This window comes from Streptomyces phaeoluteigriseus (assembly GCF_001896135.2).
Classification (GTDB): Bacteria; Actinomycetota; Actinomycetes; order Streptomycetales; family Streptomycetaceae; genus Streptomyces; species Streptomyces phaeoluteigriseus.
The window spans coordinates 73,355-90,017 of sequence record NZ_MPOH02000005.1 but is presented as its reverse complement, the minus strand read 5'-3'; the positions used below and the strand labels follow the sequence as shown (position 1 = coordinate 90,017).

Below are 16,663 nucleotides of genomic sequence, written 5' to 3'. Positions count from 1 at the left end.
GACCGCTCATCCTGCCGTACCGGGACCGGCCGTTCGCACCCGGCGACCGGCTCAGACGATGCCTTCGGCCAGCTCCGCCTGTTCCTGGTCCGAGCCGTACGCCGCTGCCGTGGGCGTGCCGTAGGAACGGCGGGCCACGAACCACCACACCGTGGCCAGGACCAGCACGACGGCGAGGGCGAGGGAGGCGTAGTTCATCGTGTCCGCGGTCACCGGAGAGGACTGCGGCAGGCAGAACAGCACCGTCACACAGGCCACCCACACCACGGCGATCCAGCCGATCGGCCTGCTCCAGCGGCCCAGGCTCCAGGGACCTGGCTGGAAACGGTCCCCGGCGCGCAGACGCAGCAGGATGGGGATGGCGTACGCGGGCGTGATGCCGATGACGTTGATCGCGGTGACCGCGCCGTAGGCGGTCGCGGAGTACAGCGAGGGCAGGGCGAGGACGCAGGCGACGGCGACCGACAGCCACACGGCGGCGACCGGGGTCTGCGTGCGGGCGCTGACCTTGCGCCACAGGTGCGAGCCCGGCAGGGCGCCGTCCCGGCTGAACGCGAACACCATCCGGCTGGCCGCGGCGACCTCGGCGTTGCCGCAGAACAGCTGGGCCACGATCACGACGAGCAGCAGCGCACTGGCCCCGTCCGTGCCGAGCCCGTCCAGGAGGATCTGCGCGGGCGGTACGCCGGTCTCGGTGGCGAGGGTGGCGTCGTAATCCTGGATGGCGAAGGTGAGGCCCGCGAGGAGGGCGAAGCCCGCTATCCAGGACACCCAGATGGAGCGGACGATGCCGCGGGCCGCCGTCACCGAGGCGTTGGCGGTCTCCTCCGACAGGTGCGCGGAGGCGTCGTAGCCGGAGAACGTGTACTGCGCGAGGAGCAGGCCGATCGCCGCGACGTACAACGGGCTGTCCCAGCCGGTGTTGTTGACGAACTCGCCGAAGACGAAGGACGGCGACCGGTGGTGGTCGGGGACGATCGCCAGCGCGCCGACGATGAGCGCGACGCCCGCCAGGTGCCACCAGACCGAGACCGAGTTCAGGACGCTGACGAGGCGGACGCCGAACAGGTTCAGGACGGCGTGCAGCAGCAGGATCGCCATGAAGATCAGCATCGTCTTCTCCGGCGTCGGCTCGAAGCCCCACTGGAGGTTGGCGAACGCGCCCGCGAACAGGGCGGCGCCGTAGTCGATGCCGGCGATCGCGCCGAGCAGTCCGAGCAGGTTCAGCCAGCCCGTGTACCAGCCCCAGCGGCGCCCGCCGAGCCGGTCCGCCATGTAGTAGAGGGCGCCGGACGTCGGGTACGCGCTGGTGACCTCGGCCAGCGCCAGCCCCACGCACAGCACGAACAGACCGACCCCGGCCCAGCCCCACAGCATCACCGCGGGCCCGCCGGCGCCCATGCCGAAGCCGTAAAGGGTCATGCAGCCGGAGAGGATCGAGATGACGGAGAAGCTGATCGCGAAGTTGCCGAAGCCGCCCATACGGCGGGCCAGCACGGGCCGGTAGCCCAGCTCGCGCAGCCGTTGCTCCTCGTCGGGCCGCGGGACGGAGGCGGGGACCGCTGGTTCGGGCGCGGGCACCGGTGGTTCGGACGTGCGGGACATGCGAAGGCCTCCGAGGGGGGTGAGGGGGTGATGGTGTGTCAGCCGTCCGTCGGCGGCGCGGCCGAACGGCTGCGGGCGCGGGCCTGGAGGAACACCTGCGCGGCCTGGGCGTGATCGCCGGGCACGGCGGTGCGGTACGCCCAGGGCAGGGGCGTGCGATAGGGGCCGATCGCGTCGAACACCCGTGCCGCGTCGGCGAACCGGTGCGCTCCCCACAGCGCGTGCGCGAGATGGTTCAGGTCCAGCGGGGAGCGTTCGGCGGCGGCGCTGTGCTCGAACCAGGACGTGTGCGCGTGCAGCGCCTCACGGGCGGCGTCCTCGGCCACCCAGTGCAGGTCGAGAGCGGCCTCCCGCCCGCCGTCACGCCGGTAGCGCTCGACCCGGACGTACAGCGGCAGCACGTGCAGCGCGGAGCCCGGCGGGGCGTCCTCGGCGGCCAGGTACGCGAAAGCGGCCGCCTCCGCCGGCCGTCCGGACGCCGACCGCGCGTACAGGAACTGCAGCATGCGGTGGTGGGCCTCGCGGTTGTGCGGGTCGCGCTTGACGGCCTCCTCCAGCAGCCCCCACGGGCCGGGCGGCAGGGTCGGGTCCGGCGGCGGTGCCCGGTGCTCCTCCCAGGACTGCTCGCGGTCCAGCTGGGCCAGGGCCAGCAGACACACCCACGGCACCGGGTCCCGAGGTGCCGCGCGGGCGGCGCCCTGGCTCATGTCCCAGGCCTCGATCCACAGTTCGTGCGTACGCCGGTGCCGCTCGCGGTGCGCCCGCAGCGCCCGCTCCACGGCGACGCGGGCCCGCATCACCGTGGCCGGCACGCTGTCCGGTTCCTCGGCGAGCCAGGCCCGGATCACATCGGTCCCGGCCGCTCCCGCGGCGAGCACCTGGGTGCGCTGCGTCCACTGCCACCAGTGCGTCGTGCGCTCCAGCAGGGTCCGCATCGACAGCCAGCGGCCGGTGCGCACCTCCTGGAGGGCGGCCCGCAGCTCGCCGTCGTGGCCCGCGGGGTCGTACGCGGGGCGTGCTCCGTCTCTGGCCATCAGCCGCTCGCCCCCGGCCGGGGATCGGGCGGGACGGCAAGGTGGAGTAACAACAGCCCTCCTGGGGGCGGCGGATGAGGAGATCGCCAGGGTTCGGCGGTCACTATAGGGCCGGCCGTCGCCCCTCGCGCCCGCTTTCCCGTCGATCCGACAGGGCTTGTCAATACTGCAATTGACTGGTGATCAGCCGGTGTCCGAGTGGCCGGAAAGGTGCAGGTGGGGGCCTCTTGACGGGGCTACCCGTCCGGCGGCAGGCTGAGCCCGCTGATCACCGAGGAAGGGGCGTGATGACGGGTCCGGTACTCGCCGTCGACCAGGGCACGTCCGGCACCAAGGCCCTGGTGGTCTGCCCCGAACGCGGCGTGCTGGGCACCGGTTTCGCGGCCGTGCGCCCCCGCCATCTGCCCGGCGGCCTCGTCGAGGTCGACCCGGCCGAGCTGTACGCCTCGGTGCTGGAGGCCGGCCGGCGCGCCCTTGCCGAGGCCGGTGAACCCGTCGTGGCGCTGGGCCTCGCCAACCAGGGCGAGACCGTCCTCGCCTGGGACCCGGTGACGGGCCGGCCGCTCACCGACGCCCTCGTCTGGCAGGACCGCCGCGCCGAGACGGTGTGCGCCGAACTCGCGCCGCACGGTGCCGAGTTGCGCGAAATGACCGGCCTGCCGGTCGATCCGTACTTCGCCGCCCCCAAAATGGCCTGGATCCGCCGTCACCTCACCGCCGAGGGAGTCGTCACCACCAGCGACGCCTGGCTCGCGCACCGCCTCACCGGCGCCTACGTCACCGACGCGGCGACCGCCGGCCGCACCCAGCTCCTCGACCTCGACCGGGTCGCCTGGTCGCCGCGCGCCCTCGACCTGTACGGGCTGTCGGGGGAGCGGCTCCCCGAGATCGTCGACAACGCCCGACCGGTGGGCACGACCGGCGCCTTCGGGTACGACATCCCGCTCACCGGCCTCGCCGTCGACCAGCAGGCCGCCCTGCTCGCCCAGCGGGTCACCGCACCCGGCACCGCCAAGTGCACCTACGGCACGGGCGCGTTCCTCCTCGCCCCGACCGGCGGCACCCCCCGGCGCGGCACCTCCGGGCTGGTCAGCTGTGTCGCCTGGCGGCTCGCCGGGCGCGCCGAGTACTGCCTCGACGGGCAGGTGTACACCGCCGCCTCCGCCGTGCGCTGGCTCACCGACCTCGGCGTCATCGCGGGCGCCGCCGACCTCGACACCGTCGGCGCGGCCGTCCCCGACAGCGGCGGCGTCACCTTCGTCCCGGCCCTCGCGGGACTCGCCGCCCCCTGGTGGCGCGGCGACCTGCGGGGCTCCCTCACCGGACTCGGCCTGGACACCACCCCCGGACACCTGGTGCGCGCCCTGTGCGAGGGCCTGGCCGCGCAGGTCGTGGAGCTGGCCGAGGCCGCGGCGGCCGACCTCGGCACCCCCGTGACCCTGCTGCGCGTCGACGGCGGCCTGACCCGCTCCGCCCTCCTCATGCAGACCCAGGCCGACCTGCTGCAACGCCCGGTCGAGGTGTCCGCCCTGCCCGACGCGACCGCCCTCGGCGTGGGCGCCCTGGCCCGCCTCGGCGCCGCACCCGGCACCACCCTGGCCGAGGCGCTACCCGAGGCGAAGCCGTCGGCGGTCTACGAGCCCCGCGTCTCGGCCGACGAGGCGGCCGACCGCCTGGCCCGCTTCCGCGCCGCGGTGACCGCCCTGCTGGACGGCGCCCCGGCATGACGGTGACCGCCGAAGGCCCGCTGCCGGCGGACCCGTACGACGTCGTGATCGTCGGGGCCGGTGTCGTCGGCTGCGCCATCGCCCGCGAACTGGCCCGCCGCCCCCGCCTGAGGGTCGCCCTCGTGGAGGCCCAGGACGACATCGGCCAGGGCACCTCGAAGGCCAACACCGCCATCCTGCACACCGGGTTCGACGCGGTGCCCGGCTCCCTTGAGGCACGGCTCGTCCGCGAGGGCGCCCGCCTGCTCGCCGCGTACGCCGCCGAGTCCGGCATTCCCGTCGACCCGGTCGGCGCGCTCCTCGTGGCCTGGGACGAGGAACAGCTCGCCGCCCTGCCCGGCCTGGCGGAGAAGGCCGAACGCAACGAGTACCGGGCCGCCCGCCTCCTCGGCCCCGTCGAACTCCACGAGAAGGAACCGCACCTGGGGCCCGGCGCCCTCGGCGCCCTGCACGTGCCCGGCGAGAGTGTCATCTGCCCGTGGACGACCCCGCTGGCGTACGCCACCCAGGCGGTCCGTCACGGAGTGCACCTCCACCTCAACTCCCCTGTGCGCAAGGTGAGTCGGCGTGACGGCACGCACACGCTCGTCACCGGCCGGGGCACCCTGCGCGCCCGCCGTCTCGTCAACGCGGCCGGGCTGCACGCCGACACCCTCGACCGCCGCATCGGCCACGACGACTTCACCGTCACCCCGCGCCGCGGCCAGCTCATCGTCTTCGACACCCTCGCCCGCGACCTGGTCCGCCACATCCTGCTGCCCGTCCCCACCGCCCTCGGCAAGGGCGTCCTCGTCGCCCCGACCGTGTACGGCAACGTCCTCCTCGGCCCCACCGCGGAGGACCTCGACGACAAGCGGGCCACCGAATCCACCGCCGACGGCCTCACCGCCCTGCGTACCCAGGGCGCCCGCATCCTGCCCGCCCTCCTCGACGAGGAGATCACCGCCGTCTACGCCGGCCTGCGCGCCGCCACCGAGCACGAGGACTACCGCATCACCGCCCACCCCGACGACGGATACGTCACCGTCGGCGGCATCCGCTCCACCGGCCTCACCGCGTCCCTCGCCATCGCCGCCCACGTCACCACCCTGCTGGCCGACGAGACCGGCCTCGACCTCGGCCCCACCCGGACCCTGGAACCGGTACGCATGCGCGCACCCCGCCCGCACGCCGACCGCATCGCAGCCGACCGCATCGCCGTGGATCCCGAGTACGGCACCCTCGTCTGCCACTGCGAACACGTCTCCCGCGGCGACATCCGCGACGCCCTCGCCGGCCCGATCCCGCCCCGCACCCTCGACGGCCTGCGCCGCCGCACCCGCGCCCGCGCGGGCCGCTGCCAGGGCACGTACTGCGGACCCGCGGTCCAGGCCCTCCTGGCGGAGGCACCGCCAAAGCGGGCTCTGCCGGGGAAGGCGACGGGGGCATGACGGCCGCACGCGAGGTCGACGTCCTGATCGTCGGCGCGGGCCCCGCCGGGCTCGCCGCCGCCGCCCGCCTCGCCGCGGCGGGCGTCGGCCGGGTCGAGGTACTGGACCGGGAACCGGAGCCCGGCGGAGTACCCCGCCACTGCCCGCACGGCGGCTACGGCACCCTCCTGCGTCCCCTGACCGGCCCGGCGTACGCCCGTCTCCTGGTCGGCGCGGCCGGGCAGGCCGGAGCCACCGTCCGCCCCGGCGTCACCGCCCTCGACTGGGCCGGCCCGCTGTCCCTGCGCACCGTGAGCCCCGACGGCCCCGAAACCTCACCGCGCGCGCGGTCGTCCTCGCCACCGGCGCCCGTGAACGCCCGCGCGCCGCCCGCCTCGTGCCGGGGACCCGCCCGGCGGGCGTCCACACCACGGGCGAACTCCAGCGGGCCGTCCATCTCCACGGCCAGGACATCGGCACGCGGGCGCTGGTCGTCGGCGCCGAGGACGTCTCCTACGCGGCGGCCGGCACCGTACGGGCCGCGGGCGCCACCGTGGTGGCGATGCTCACCGAGCACACCCGCCCGCAGACCGCCGCGGCACGCGCCGCCGACTTCCGCCTGCGTCAGGGCGTTCCGCTCCTCACCGGCACCACGGTCGCCGAACTCCTCGGCCACGGACGCCTGTCCGGCGTCCGCGTCCGCCACCTCGACGGCCGGACGGCCGTACTGCCCTGCGACACCGTCGTGTTCACCGGCGACTTCGTCCCCGACCACGAACTGGCCCGCCGCGCCCGCCTCGTACTCGACCCCGGCACCCGCGGCCCCGCCGTCGACGGCACCCTGCGCACCTCGCGTCCGGGCGTCTTCGCCGCCGGCAGCCTGCTGCACCCCGCGGAGAGCGCGGCGACCGCGACCCGCGAGGGCGTCCACGCGGCCGGCGCCGTCCTGGCCCACCTCTCGGGCACCGAACGACCGCCCGGCGTCCCCCTGTCGGTGGCCCCGCCCCTGCGCTGGATAGCCCCGAACCGCGTCACCCCGTCCGACCGGCTCCCGTACGTGCTGCGCACGACGACGGAACTCACCCGCCCGGTCCTGTACGTCACCCAGAACGGCCGTGTCCTGCACCGCGAACGGCTCCGCACCGCACAGCCGAACCGCACCCTGCGCCTGCCCGCCGACTGGACCCACCGGGTCGACCCCGACGCCGGGCCGGTCCGGGTGACGGTGAACTGATCAGGCGGGGACGCCCGCCCGGTCGAGCAGGGCCGTCATCTCGGCGACCGGCAGCAGGGGGTTGGCGGCGGCGGCAGCGCCCACCCCGGGGTCGTCGAGCAACTCGACGATCCGCCGCACCGGCAGCCTGCGGTCCCACGCCGCCGCCTCGCGGACGGACCCGTCCGGGTCCCGGCTCAGCCGTTCCACCAGCTCGGGCGTCGCCGCGGGGTCGCGCAGCGCGAGGGCGCGCTCCCGCGGATCCGCCGCGTCGGCGAACCGCTCCGCGAGCCCGGCCGAGGGAAACCCGGGCCGCGCGACCAGCATGCCGACGGCCCGGTGCGACCCGTGCAGGTACAGGTCCAGCAGCAGTTCCGGCGGCGCCTTCGGATGCCGCTCGGCGAGCAGCAGCCGTACGGCGAAGTCCTCGTCGTTCGCGAGGAGTTCCACGCAGTCGTCCGGCAGCTCGGCGCAGACCGCGGCGCTGCGGCGCAGCCAGGTGTGGGCCGAGCGGGCGCACCGGCGCAGCAGCTCCCCGTCCGCACGGCCCCGCCACACCCACACCAGTGGCTCCAGCCGGTCCTCCGGCGCCACCTTCCAGTCGATCGCCGCGCGTTGTTCCTCCGTGAGTTCGGGACGGGCCGACACCGCGAGGCGTACGGCCGGATCCTCGTGCCCGGTCAGCGTGGCCGCGAGGTCGGCGGGGAACGTGGGGTTGCCCACGAGCCGCGGGAGATGCGTGCCCTCGTCGAGCAGGCGTTCGGCGAGGCCGCGCTCCAGCCTGCCGTGCGCGAGGACCTCCCACAGCCAGAAGTGGTCCGCGCGCGTCTCGACCAGCCAGGCGGTGCGCTCCTCGTCGTCCGCCATGACCTGGAGCGCCGCCTTCGTACGCACCTGGGGGTCCGGATCGTCGAGCAGGGCCGCGCGCACCTCCGGCGCCAGCTCCTCCCAGACCCTGCCGCAGGCCGCGCGCCGGAACAGCGGGTCCTCGTGGGTGGCGAGCGGCAGCAGGACGTGGGCGGGCGTGGAGGGCGCGTTCGCCGTCTCGTACCGGACGTTGGTGTCGTCGTGGGTCAGCAGCCGCGCGTAGGCCGGATCGGGGAGCGGCGGCGCGGTCGTGCCGTACGGCTGCGGGCCGCAGGCGACGAGGATCGCGTCCGAGGCCGGACCGTCCAGGAGACGGGCCCGCAGCGCGGGATCGGCGCCCGCGCTGTCCGCCAGCGCGGACCGCACCCGCCGGTCGGGATGCGTGAGGAGGGCCTGCGCCACCTCGTCGGGCATCGAGGCACGCCAGGTCAGCCGGGCGACCGTGGACCAGTCGTGGTCGAGTTTCAGGAGCCGCAGGAGGACGGAGGCCGGAGCTGCCGGGTTGCTCGCCAGGCCGGATACCGCGTCACGTGCCCCCATGGAAACCGTCTCCCCCGTCGTCGTCGGACCGCGGGGGACAGTGTGCCTGACGGGGTGGGTGAGGGGCAGGTCGGCCTGGGGAGCCGCCCCTCGCAGGACAGCGGGGGTTGTTCGGGGTTTGGCGCAGGGCTGTCTGCTATTCCGACGGGGGTCGCTTGGGGTCTTGTATTCCGGCGGGGGTCGCTTGGGGTTTTGGCGGAGGCTGTCTGCTATTCCGGCGAGGGTTGCTCGGGGCCCCTGGCGGAGGGGCGTCTGTCGTTCCGGCGGGGGCCTGCGGTCCTGGCGGAGGGGCGTTTGTCATTCCGGCGGAGGCTGCCCGGGGTCTTGGCGGAGGCCGCCTGCCATCCCGGACCGGTCACGGCGACGCCGGGGACCGGGGCGCGTGGGGCGGCCGGGTCCAGCGGGTGGTTGTCGAAGACCAGCACGGTGTCGTACAGCTCGCCCAGGCCCACCGCCCGCTGGACGCGGGCGGCGCCGAGGCGCCGGACCCGGCAGCCTGGTCGCCGTCGCCGTCGCCGTCGCCGTCGCCTCGCGCCGCTCGGCCGCCGGAGGCTGCCCGGGGTCCTGGCGGAGGCCGCCTGCCATCCCGGCGGAGGGCGCCCGCATCCTGGCGGAGGCCGCCTGCCATCCCGGCGGAGGGCGCCCGCACCCTGGCGGAGGGCCGCCTGCCATCCCAGTGAAGGGCGCCCGCATCCCGGCGGAGGGCCGCCTGCCATCCCAGCGAAGGCCGCCCGCATCCCGGCGCAGGCCGCCGCCCATCCCGGCGAAGGCGGCCCCGGAGCCAAGCGCAGGCCGCCCCCTCAGATCACCTTCCACCGCACCAGCACCCCCAGCGTCACCGCCCCCGGCAGCATCGGGAGCCAGACCGTGATGATGCGGTAGGCGAGCACGACGGCCGTGGCGACCGCCACCGGGCCGCCCGCCGCCACCAGGGCCACGATCAGCGCCGCCTCGACCGAGCCGATGCCGCCCGGTGTCGGGACGAGGGCGACCGCCACCGTGGCCGCGAGGTAGGCGATCACCACGTGCGCCGGTGGCACCGGCAGCCCCAGCGCCCGGCCCACCGCGGCCAGCCCCGCCGCCTGGAGTGCCGGGAACGCGAGGGAACCGCCCCACAGGGCCAGTGCCCGGGCGGGCCGGGTGTGCACCGACCGGGCCTCGCCGAGCGCGGTACGCAGGAACGCCGCCACGGCCGTCCGCGGCCGCCGTACGCACAGCAGTACGGCGACGGCCGACAGCGCGGCCCCGCCGAGCGCGGCGAGGAGCGGGCCGGGCGCCCCGTCGGGCAGCAGCGCGCCGAGCCGCAGCGCGCCGGGGAAGGCGTACAACAGCGCGGCCAGCAGTCCCAGTCTTCGACCACGTGCAGCGGATGCCGGTCGCGTTCTTCACCCGCACCCGCACCGGCGCGCTCGTCTCCCGGCTCAACAACGACGTGATCGGCGCCCAGCGCGCCTTCAGCAACACGCTCTCCGGCGTCGTCAGCAACCTGGTCACGCTGGTCCTCACCCTCGCCGTCATGCTCACCCTGTCCTGGCAGATCACCCTGCTCGCCCTCGTCCTGCTGCCGGTGTTCGTGGTGCCCGCCCGCCGCATGGGCCGCCGGATGGCGGAGATGCAGCGCGAGGCGGCCACGCTGAACGCGGTGATGGGCACCCGCATGACGGAACGCTTCTCCGCGCCGGGCGCCACCCTGGTCAAACTGTTCGGCCGCCCCGAGCAGGAGTCCGCCGAGTTCGCCGCGCGCGCCGCCCAGGTCCGCGACATCGGCGTGCGCACGGCCACCGCCCAGTCGGTGTTCATCACCGCCCTCACCCTGGTCTCGGCCCTGGCCCTCGCCCTCGTCTACGGCCTCGGCGGCCGGCTCGCCCTCGACGGCACCCTGGACCCGGGCGCCGTGGTCGCCCTCGCCCTGCTCCTGACCCGCCTCTACGCCCCCCTCACCGCGCTCGCCGGGGCACGCGTGGAGGTGATGAGCGCGCTGGTCAGCTTCGAGCGCGTCTTCGAGGTGCTCGACCTCAAGCCGCTCATCGAGGAGAAGCCCGACGCCCGCGAGGTGCCCGAGGGCCCGGTCTCCGTCGAGTTCGACGACGTCCACTTCGGCTACCCGTCCGCCGACAAGGTCTCCCTCGCCTCCCTGGAGGAGGTCGCCGCCCTCGACACCCGCGACGGCGCCGAGGTCCTGCACGGTGTCTCCTTCCGCGCGGAACCCGGCCAGACCGTCGCCCTCGTCGGCTCGTCCGGCGCCGGCAAGTCGACGATCGCCCAACTGCTGCCTCGCCTCTACGACGTCGACGAGGGCGCCGTCCGCATCGGCGGGGTCGACGTCCGCGACCTGAGCGCGCCTTCCCTGCGGGCGACGCTCGGCATGGTCACCCAGGACGGCCACCTCTTCCACGACACCGTCCGCGCCAACCTCCTCCTCGCCCGCCCAGCGGCCACCGAGGACGACCTCTGGGACGCCCTGCGCCGCTCCCGCCTCGAGGACCTGGTCCGCTCCCTGCCCGACGGCCTCGACACGGTGGTCGGCGAACGCGGCTACCGCCTGTCCGGCGGCGAACGCCAGCGGATGACCATCGCCCGCCTGCTCCTGGCCCGCCAGCGGATCGTCATCCTCGACGAGGCCACCGCCCACCTCGACAACACCTCCGAGGCGGCCGTCCAGGAGGCGCTCACCGAGGCGCTCCAGGGCCGTACCGCCGTGGTCATCGCGCACCGCCTGTCCACGGTGCGGGCCGCCGACCTGATCCTGGTCGTGGAGTCCGGCCGGATCGTGGAACGCGGCACCCACGAGGCGCTGTTGGCGGCTGACGGCCGGTACGCGGAGCTGTACCGCACCCAGTTCGCGAAGCCGGGCACGCAGGTGCCGGCCCCGGCGTGACGCGGGGCCGGTCAGTCGCGCCGGGCCGCCAGGCTCAGCCCGTTGGCGGCGACCACGGCGCCGATGCCGGCCCACTCCGTCCACTCCAGGCCCTGCCCGAGCCCGATCCAGCCGACGAGGGCGGCGAGGACGGGGTTGACGCTCATGAACAGACCGAACGCCTGGGCCGACACCCGGCGCAGGGTGAACAGGTCGGCGAGGTACGGCACGGCGGAGGAGAGCACCCCGGCGGCCACGGCGCAGCCGACGGCCGTGAGCGTCGGCGGATGCCGCCCGACGACCACCAGGCCGACCGGCAGGAACATCAGGGCGGACACCCCGGCCGCCGTCGCGGCCCCCTGCGCGCCGGGGAGACGACGGCCGACGGTGCGGTTGAGCAGGATGTACGAGGCCCAGCACGCGGCGGCCAGCAGCCCCAGACCCATGCCCACGTAGTCGGCGGAGGGCTGCGGACGCATCAGCGTGACGACGCCCGCCGCGGCGATCACCGCACAGCAGGCGTCCCCCCGGCCGCGGGTCGCGGCCAGGGCGACGGTGAGCGGGCCGAGGAACTCCAGTGTCACCGCGAGCCCGAGCCCGATGCGGTCGATGGCGCTGTACAGGGACAGGTTCATCGTCCCGAACACCCCCGCCAGCAGCAGCACCGGCCACCACTGCCGCCAGGTGAAGCCCAGCGGCCGAGGCCTGCCGACGGCCAGCAGCACGACCGCCGCGACGTACTGCCGCACCGCGACCACCCCGACCGGCCCGAGCACGGGAAAGGCCAGCGACCCCACGGCGGCACCGACCTGGTTCGACAGCCCGCTGCCCATCATCGTCACCACACCACCGAGCCCTCGCGGTGCGGGCCGCGAACCGTCGGCCCCGGCAGCGCGGGCGCACACCTCGGCCGGTACGGATTCGACTGTCATGCGCCGATGGTGACCCGGACGCCCTCATGCACAAAATGCGTCGACGCACTCACCCATACGCTGACGTCATGGATGCGGAGGTGGATGTGACGCGTGATGTGGAGCTGCGGCAGCTGCGCTGCCTGGTCGCCATCGTCGACGAGGGCGGCTTCACCGACGCCGCCAACGCCCTCGGCGTCTCCCAGGCGGCCGTCTCCCGCACCCTGGCCTCCCTCGAAAGAGCCCTGGGCGTACGGCTGTTGCGGCGCACCTCCCGTCAGGTGGCACCGACCGCGACGGGCCTGCGCGTGCTGGCCCAGGCCCGCCGGGTGCTCGGCGAGGTCGCGGACCTGGTCCGCACGGCGACCTCCGGCCACACCAGCCTGCGCATCGGCTACGCCTGGTCCGCCCTCGGCCGGCACACCTCGGCCTTCCAGCGCCGCTGGTCCCAGTCCCACCCGGACACGGACCTGCACCTGGTCCGCGTCAACTCCGCCGGCGCCGGCCACTCCTGACGGCGCTGTACCGCAAGGACTGAGGGCCCGCCCTACCCGGCCGCGCACGCCACGAACGCCGCCCACTCGTCCCGGCCGACCCGCAGCAAGGGCCCGGCGCCGGCCGTCTTGGAGTCGCGGACGAACACGCCGTCGTGGCCGGCGGCCACCTCCAGGCAGTCGCCGCCCCCCGAGCCGCTGTAGCTGCTCTTGACCCAGGGCAGCCCGTCCAGGCCGTCGGTTACCCGCTCCACGCTCATGTCTCTCCCACCAGCCGTCCGATGAGCCGCGCAGACTCCTCGGCGTTCAGAGCCTGTGATCGGAGCTTGCCATATCGCAGCCCGAAGGCGCTGACCTCTCCGCGATCACGAACGAGGCAGCCGACCTCCTGGGACTCGATGTATCCGAGGTGTTGGTGCTCTTTCGTCTCCAGCGCGACGAAGGGGCCGTCCAGCCCGGAGTGGAATCCCGTGGCGGCAGGCATGACCTGGACCTCCACGTTGCGCAAGTGGCTTACCGCCAGGAGGTGTTGCCACTGCTCACGCATGACCCCGCCGTCCCCCACCGGGTTCCGCAACGCCTCCTCCCCGATGATGAACGACAACTCGGCCATCGGCACCCTGCTGATCAACTTCTGTCGGCTCAGCCGGGCTTCCGTGAGCTGGTCGACGGTCTCCTCGCTCAGCGGCGGACAGTGCCCGGCGAACACGGCCCGCGCGTACGCCTCCGTCTGCAACAACCCCGGGACCAGGAGCGGGTCGTAGGAGAAGCGGCTCACGACCTCGGCCTCGATGAGCGCGAAGTTGCGGAAGGAGCGGGGGAGTTTGGCCCGGTCCACCTCGTCCTGGAGTACTTCGAGGACGCCGCGCGCCTCCAGCGTACGGTCCGCCGCCGTCGTGAAGGCCGTCTTCGCCGGTCGCCGCCCCCGCTCGACCGAGGCGACCTGCTCCAGCGAGTAACCGATGGCGTCACCGAGTTGCTGCTGGGTGAGCCCGGCCTGCTTGCGCAGGTGCTGGAGCAGTGTGCCGTAGGCCGACCACGCGCCGGGCACATCGGGTTCCTCCCTCCCTCTCGCCGCACGATCGATCCGGGGCTCCCGCACCGCACTCATGCCCTCACTCCCTTCCGTCCCGAAGCCGGGGCAGTGACCAACGCCCCACCGCCCCGGACGGGTGCGGCCGCGAACCCGTACAACACCCGTACAGGAACCGTGGGACCGGATCGCCGCCGTCCGTCGCATCCCGTACGAGTCCTGCGGCGTACGGCTTTCTCCCCTGGTCAACGCCCCGGAGACCCGCGCACGCTGAGACGGTGAAACCCCATCGGACCACCGACCACCTGAGCCTCCGCTTCAGCGGCACCCGGCGCGGCGCCCGGCTCGCCCGGAAGCTGGCCGCCCAGCAGTTCGCGGAGTGGACGGGCCTGCCGTACGACTCCGACACCGCACAGGCCGTCGCCCTCGTCACCGCCGAGTTGGCGGCCAACGCCGTCCTCCACGGCTCCCTCCCGGGCAGGGATTTCCGGCTCACGCTGCTCCTGCTGCCCGAGCCCGGCCCCGCCGTCCGCATCGAGGTGACGGACACCCGCCCCGAACGTCGTCCCCCTCGCCCCGCGGACCTGCCGGCACCCCCGGCCGACACCCCCGCCGGTCGCGGCCTGCTCCTCGTCCACGAGCACGCCGACCGCTGGGGACACGACATCCCCGACGCCTTCACGAAGACGGTCTGGGCGGAGGTACGACACCGACCGCTGATGCCGGGCGGCCCGCACGGCGGCGGAGGAGGAGGCCGGTGAGGTCGCGTCGCCGGACGAAGGCGCGCTTCGTCAGTCCTCCAGGCGGACCGGCATCAGGATCGAGAACGCGGCCTCGTCGTCGGGGCGGCGGATCGCGATCGGGGCGGTGGGGGCGTCGAGTTCCAGGACCAGCCGGTCGCGGGCCCCGGCGGCCAGGGCGTCGAGCAGGAACTCACGGTTGACGGCCACGCGGTCGGGGCTCTCGTCGCCGTCCGCGCACAGGGTCACCGTGCCGTCGTCCGCCACCCTGAGCACGCTGAGGTCCGTTCCGCCGGTCTCGGTGGAACGGACGGGACCGGTCTCCAGGGCCTTCCGGAAGGCCGCCACGTCGACCGGGGCGCGACGCCCGCCGGGCAGGGGGAGGAGACGGCGGTACTCCGGGAAGTCGTGGTCGAGGCACTGACCGGAGACCTGCCGGTTCCCGGCCTCCAGCGTCATGCGGTCACCGTCGGCGGAGAGCCGCACGGGGCCTTCGCCGCCGAGCAGTGCCCGCATCGCGTCCGTGAGCGCGGTGGGCACGACGAGCCCCACGGGACTGCCGTCGTACCCGGTGACACCGACCCGCGCGACAGCCAGGCGGTAGCGGTCGGTCGCCACGACGTGGAGCCCCTCGGGCTCGATGTCGAACAGGACGCCGCTGAGCATCGGCAGCTCCGGATCGGCGCTCGCCGCGAAGCGGACGGCGTCCAGCGCGGCGGCCAACTCGGCTGCGGCGAGGGACAGTCGGACGGTGGCGGTGCGGAGCGAGGTCATGCGGTTCTCCCTGCGGTCGAGTAGTGCTCGGAGCGTGGAGAACTCGCCGCGGGCATCGGACAGCCCCTGTTCGAGCCGGCGCAGATGCGACTCGAGCAGCTTGCGGACGAGACCGGTGTCGGTGCCGGACCACCCGGCCAGCACCAGCCGGATGTCCGCCAACGGCATCCCTGCCCTTCGCAGGCGGGCCAGCAGCCGGGCCTCGTCCAGTTGCCCGGGCCCGTACCAGCGGTAGCCGCTCACCGGGTCCACCCGGGCCGGCACCAGTACACCGGCCCGGTCGTAGAACCTCAGGGCACTCACGCCGAGCCCGCTGTCCCGGGCCATCTCACCGATGCTGCACATCTCGCTCTCCACACCCGGGACTCTGACCCCTCGACCAGGTCGAGGGTCAAGCCGGTCCGCCCGCACCCCGCGACGGCGATCGTCACGGCGGGGTCTCAAACAGCCGATGACCGCTGCCTCCCGGCTGCTCTCGACCTCCAGTCGCAGTTCGCTCCGGGGCCTGCTCGGCGGGGTGATCCTGGTGGATCGCGCCGTGCGGGCCGTCCATGTCGCGCTGCGGACGCTGTGGGACGGACGGGTGCACTCGATCGGATGTGCCCCCATGTTGCGCTGCCGACGCTGTGGGACGGACGGGTGCACTCGATCGGATGTGCCTGACGGCGTATCCGGGGCATACGGGATCCCGGGTGGCGAAGATCCGTGCGTGGACGGGGATCGAGGGCGATGCCGGTGGGAACCGAGGCCGACGAAGGCGACCGTTGCGTTCCCGGCGACCTTCCGATACGCGCCGGCTTCACTCTGGACGGGGGCGACGGCTGCATCGCCGACGCCCGCCACCACGCGGCCGTCTTCCTCGAACGGGCCCGCACCGACCGTCACCTGCCCGTGTCCGACCGAGCGGTGGATGTGACCCAGTTGGTGGTCAGCGAGTTGGTCACCAACGCCCGCAAGTACGCCCCGGCCCCGTCCTGATGGAACTGCGCCTCACCGCCGGGAGCGTGGAAGTGATCGTGTGGGACAGCGACCCCACGATTCCGGCAGCGTGGACGGCGGATCCCGGCAGGGTCGGGCGGCACGGACTGGAGATCGTCGAAGCCGTGACCGAGGAGCTTTCCGTCGGGCTGGAGCCGGTCGGCAAGCGCATCACGGCCCGCATCGCCCTGTCCGACGCGCGCGACGGCCACGCGGCGACCGGCAGCAGACGTGAGGGCGGCCCGCTCAAGGCCCTTGTCCGCACCGGTAAAAGGTTCGGACGGTGCCCGCCGGCGGGCACATCGGCGGATCACAGCGTGTTCACGGCCCGGCTCACCTCGGAGGGGACGATGCGGCTTCGGACGCGGAAGCGACCGACATCGGCGTCATCGGTCCGCGCCAGGTGAACGGCCACCGGCCCGGCGAACGTGTACCCCTGCTCCGCGGCATGGCGGCGGACCTGAGCCGCGAGGTGCCCCAC

At 74.3% G+C, this 16,663-nt stretch carries 12 protein-coding genes and 4 pseudogenes; 7 read left to right on the top strand and 9 right to left on the bottom strand.

The window, feature by feature from the left end:
* Positions 1–51 precede the first annotated feature (51 nt).
* Entirely contained in the window at positions 52–1,605 is a 1,554-nt protein-coding gene (locus tag BM536_RS03660; protein WP_073498624.1) for an amino acid permease, read from the bottom strand.
* 38 nt (positions 1,606–1,643) lie between these two features.
* On the bottom strand, positions 1,644–2,639 hold the full coding sequence (locus BM536_RS03655) for a hypothetical protein (RefSeq protein ID WP_094102510.1): 996 nt from the start codon (positions 2,637–2,639) through the stop codon (positions 1,644–1,646).
* A gap of 287 nt (positions 2,640–2,926) precedes the next feature.
* Between BM536_RS03655 and BM536_RS03650 the strand changes: the two genes are divergently transcribed.
* From BM536_RS03650 to BM536_RS03640, 3 genes and pseudogenes are all read left to right on the top strand, one after another.
* Positions 2,927–4,366 carry an FGGY family carbohydrate kinase gene (locus BM536_RS03650; protein WP_094102509.1) on the top strand — a complete coding sequence of 480 codons (1,440 nt, stop codon included), beginning with the start codon at positions 2,927–2,929 and terminating at the stop codon, positions 4,364–4,366.
* Entirely contained in the window at positions 4,363–5,796 is a 1,434-nt protein-coding gene (locus BM536_RS03645; protein WP_094102508.1) for an NAD(P)/FAD-dependent oxidoreductase, read from the top strand. Before BM536_RS03650 ends, BM536_RS03645 begins: the two co-directional genes overlap by 4 nt.
* Positions 5,793–7,009 (top strand): annotated as a pseudogene (locus BM536_RS03640) (NAD(P)/FAD-dependent oxidoreductase). The gene BM536_RS03645 and the pseudogene BM536_RS03640 overlap by 4 nt, the downstream one beginning before the upstream one ends.
* Here BM536_RS03640 and BM536_RS03635 read toward each other — a convergent pair.
* Together BM536_RS03635 and BM536_RS03625 are read right to left on the bottom strand one after the other, a co-directional pair.
* Positions 7,010–8,395, bottom strand: a complete 1,386-nt coding sequence (locus BM536_RS03635; RefSeq protein ID WP_094102507.1) for a hypothetical protein — start codon at positions 8,393–8,395, stop codon at positions 7,010–7,012.
* 800 nt (positions 8,396–9,195) lie between these two features.
* Positions 9,196–9,747: pseudogene (locus BM536_RS03625) on the bottom strand (flippase-like domain-containing protein); the annotation flags it as partial.
* A 17-nt stretch (positions 9,748–9,764) separates the two neighbouring features.
* On the opposite strand from BM536_RS03625, the gene BM536_RS03620 reads away from it, so the two are divergent.
* Positions 9,765–11,273: an ABC transporter ATP-binding protein gene (locus BM536_RS03620; protein ID WP_425444598.1), complete on the top strand. Its 1,509-nt coding sequence runs from the start codon at positions 9,765–9,767 to the stop codon at positions 11,271–11,273.
* An 11-nt stretch (positions 11,274–11,284) separates the two neighbouring features.
* Here BM536_RS03620 and BM536_RS03615 read toward each other — a convergent pair whose 3' ends face one another.
* The gene (locus BM536_RS03615) at positions 11,285–12,184 is read right to left on the bottom strand and encodes an EamA family transporter (protein ID WP_079275262.1); all 900 of its coding nucleotides are present in this window, start codon (positions 12,182–12,184) and stop codon (positions 11,285–11,287) included.
* A gap of 68 nt (positions 12,185–12,252) precedes the next feature.
* Between BM536_RS03615 and BM536_RS03610 the strand changes: the two are divergent.
* A pseudogene (locus tag BM536_RS03610) lies at positions 12,253–12,669 on the top strand (LysR family transcriptional regulator); the annotation flags it as partial.
* Between the two features lie 41 nt (positions 12,670–12,710).
* Here BM536_RS03610 and BM536_RS03605 read toward each other — a convergent pair.
* Positions 12,711–12,917: a DUF397 domain-containing protein gene (locus BM536_RS03605; RefSeq protein WP_073499361.1), complete on the bottom strand. Its 207-nt coding sequence runs from the start codon at positions 12,915–12,917 to the stop codon at positions 12,711–12,713.
* Positions 12,914–13,768: a helix-turn-helix domain-containing protein gene (locus BM536_RS03600; protein WP_073499360.1), complete on the bottom strand. Its 855-nt coding sequence runs from the start codon at positions 13,766–13,768 to the stop codon at positions 12,914–12,916. Before BM536_RS03600 ends, BM536_RS03605 begins: the two co-directional genes overlap by 4 nt.
* A gap of 200 nt (positions 13,769–13,968) precedes the next feature.
* On the opposite strand from BM536_RS03600, the gene BM536_RS03595 reads away from it, so the two are divergent.
* Positions 13,969–14,451: an ATP-binding protein gene (locus BM536_RS03595; protein WP_073499358.1), complete on the top strand. Its 483-nt coding sequence runs from the start codon at positions 13,969–13,971 to the stop codon at positions 14,449–14,451.
* A 30-nt stretch (positions 14,452–14,481) separates the two neighbouring features.
* On the opposite strand, the gene BM536_RS03590 is transcribed toward BM536_RS03595, so the two are convergent.
* The gene (locus BM536_RS03590) at positions 14,482–15,549 is read right to left on the bottom strand and encodes a DNA polymerase III subunit beta family protein (protein ID WP_073499356.1); all 1,068 of its coding nucleotides are present in this window, start codon (positions 15,547–15,549) and stop codon (positions 14,482–14,484) included.
* Between the two features lie 384 nt (positions 15,550–15,933).
* Between BM536_RS03590 and BM536_RS03585 the strand changes: the two are divergent.
* Positions 15,934–16,382: pseudogene (locus tag BM536_RS03585) on the top strand (ATP-binding protein); the annotation flags it as partial.
* Between the two features lie 110 nt (positions 16,383–16,492).
* Here the strand turns inward: BM536_RS03585 and BM536_RS44675 are convergent.
* The gene (locus tag BM536_RS44675; protein WP_094102505.1) at positions 16,493–16,663 is read right to left on the bottom strand and encodes an FhaA domain-containing protein; all 171 of its coding nucleotides are present in this window, start codon (positions 16,661–16,663) and stop codon (positions 16,493–16,495) included.

Bases quoted from the DNA above. Each gene is read 5' to 3' on its own strand.
- BM536_RS03655 (WP_094102510.1), bottom strand. From the start codon at position 2,639: ATGGCCAGAGACGGAGCACGCCCCGCGTACGACCCCGCGGGCCACGAC.
- BM536_RS03615 (WP_079275262.1), bottom strand. From the start codon at position 12,184: ATGACAGTCGAATCCGTACCGGCCGAGGTGTGCGCCCGCGCTGCCGGG.
- BM536_RS03605 (WP_073499361.1), bottom strand. From the start codon at position 12,917: ATGAGCGTGGAGCGGGTAACCGACGGCCTGGACGGGCTGCCCTGGGTC.
- BM536_RS03635 (WP_094102507.1), bottom strand. From the start codon at position 8,395: ATGGGGGCACGTGACGCGGTATCCGGCCTGGCGAGCAACCCGGCAGCT.
- BM536_RS03590 (WP_073499356.1), bottom strand. From the start codon at position 15,549: ATGTGCAGCATCGGTGAGATGGCCCGGGACAGCGGGCTCGGCGTGAGT.
- BM536_RS03620 (WP_425444598.1), top strand. From the start codon at position 9,765: ATGCCGGTCGCGTTCTTCACCCGCACCCGCACCGGCGCGCTCGTCTCC.
- BM536_RS03645 (WP_094102508.1), top strand. From the start codon at position 4,363: ATGACGGTGACCGCCGAAGGCCCGCTGCCGGCGGACCCGTACGACGTC.
- BM536_RS03660 (WP_073498624.1), bottom strand. From the start codon at position 1,605: ATGTCCCGCACGTCCGAACCACCGGTGCCCGCGCCCGAACCAGCGGTC.
- BM536_RS03650 (WP_094102509.1), top strand. From the start codon at position 2,927: ATGACGGGTCCGGTACTCGCCGTCGACCAGGGCACGTCCGGCACCAAG.
- BM536_RS03600 (WP_073499360.1), bottom strand. From the start codon at position 13,768: ATGAGTGCGGTGCGGGAGCCCCGGATCGATCGTGCGGCGAGAGGGAGG.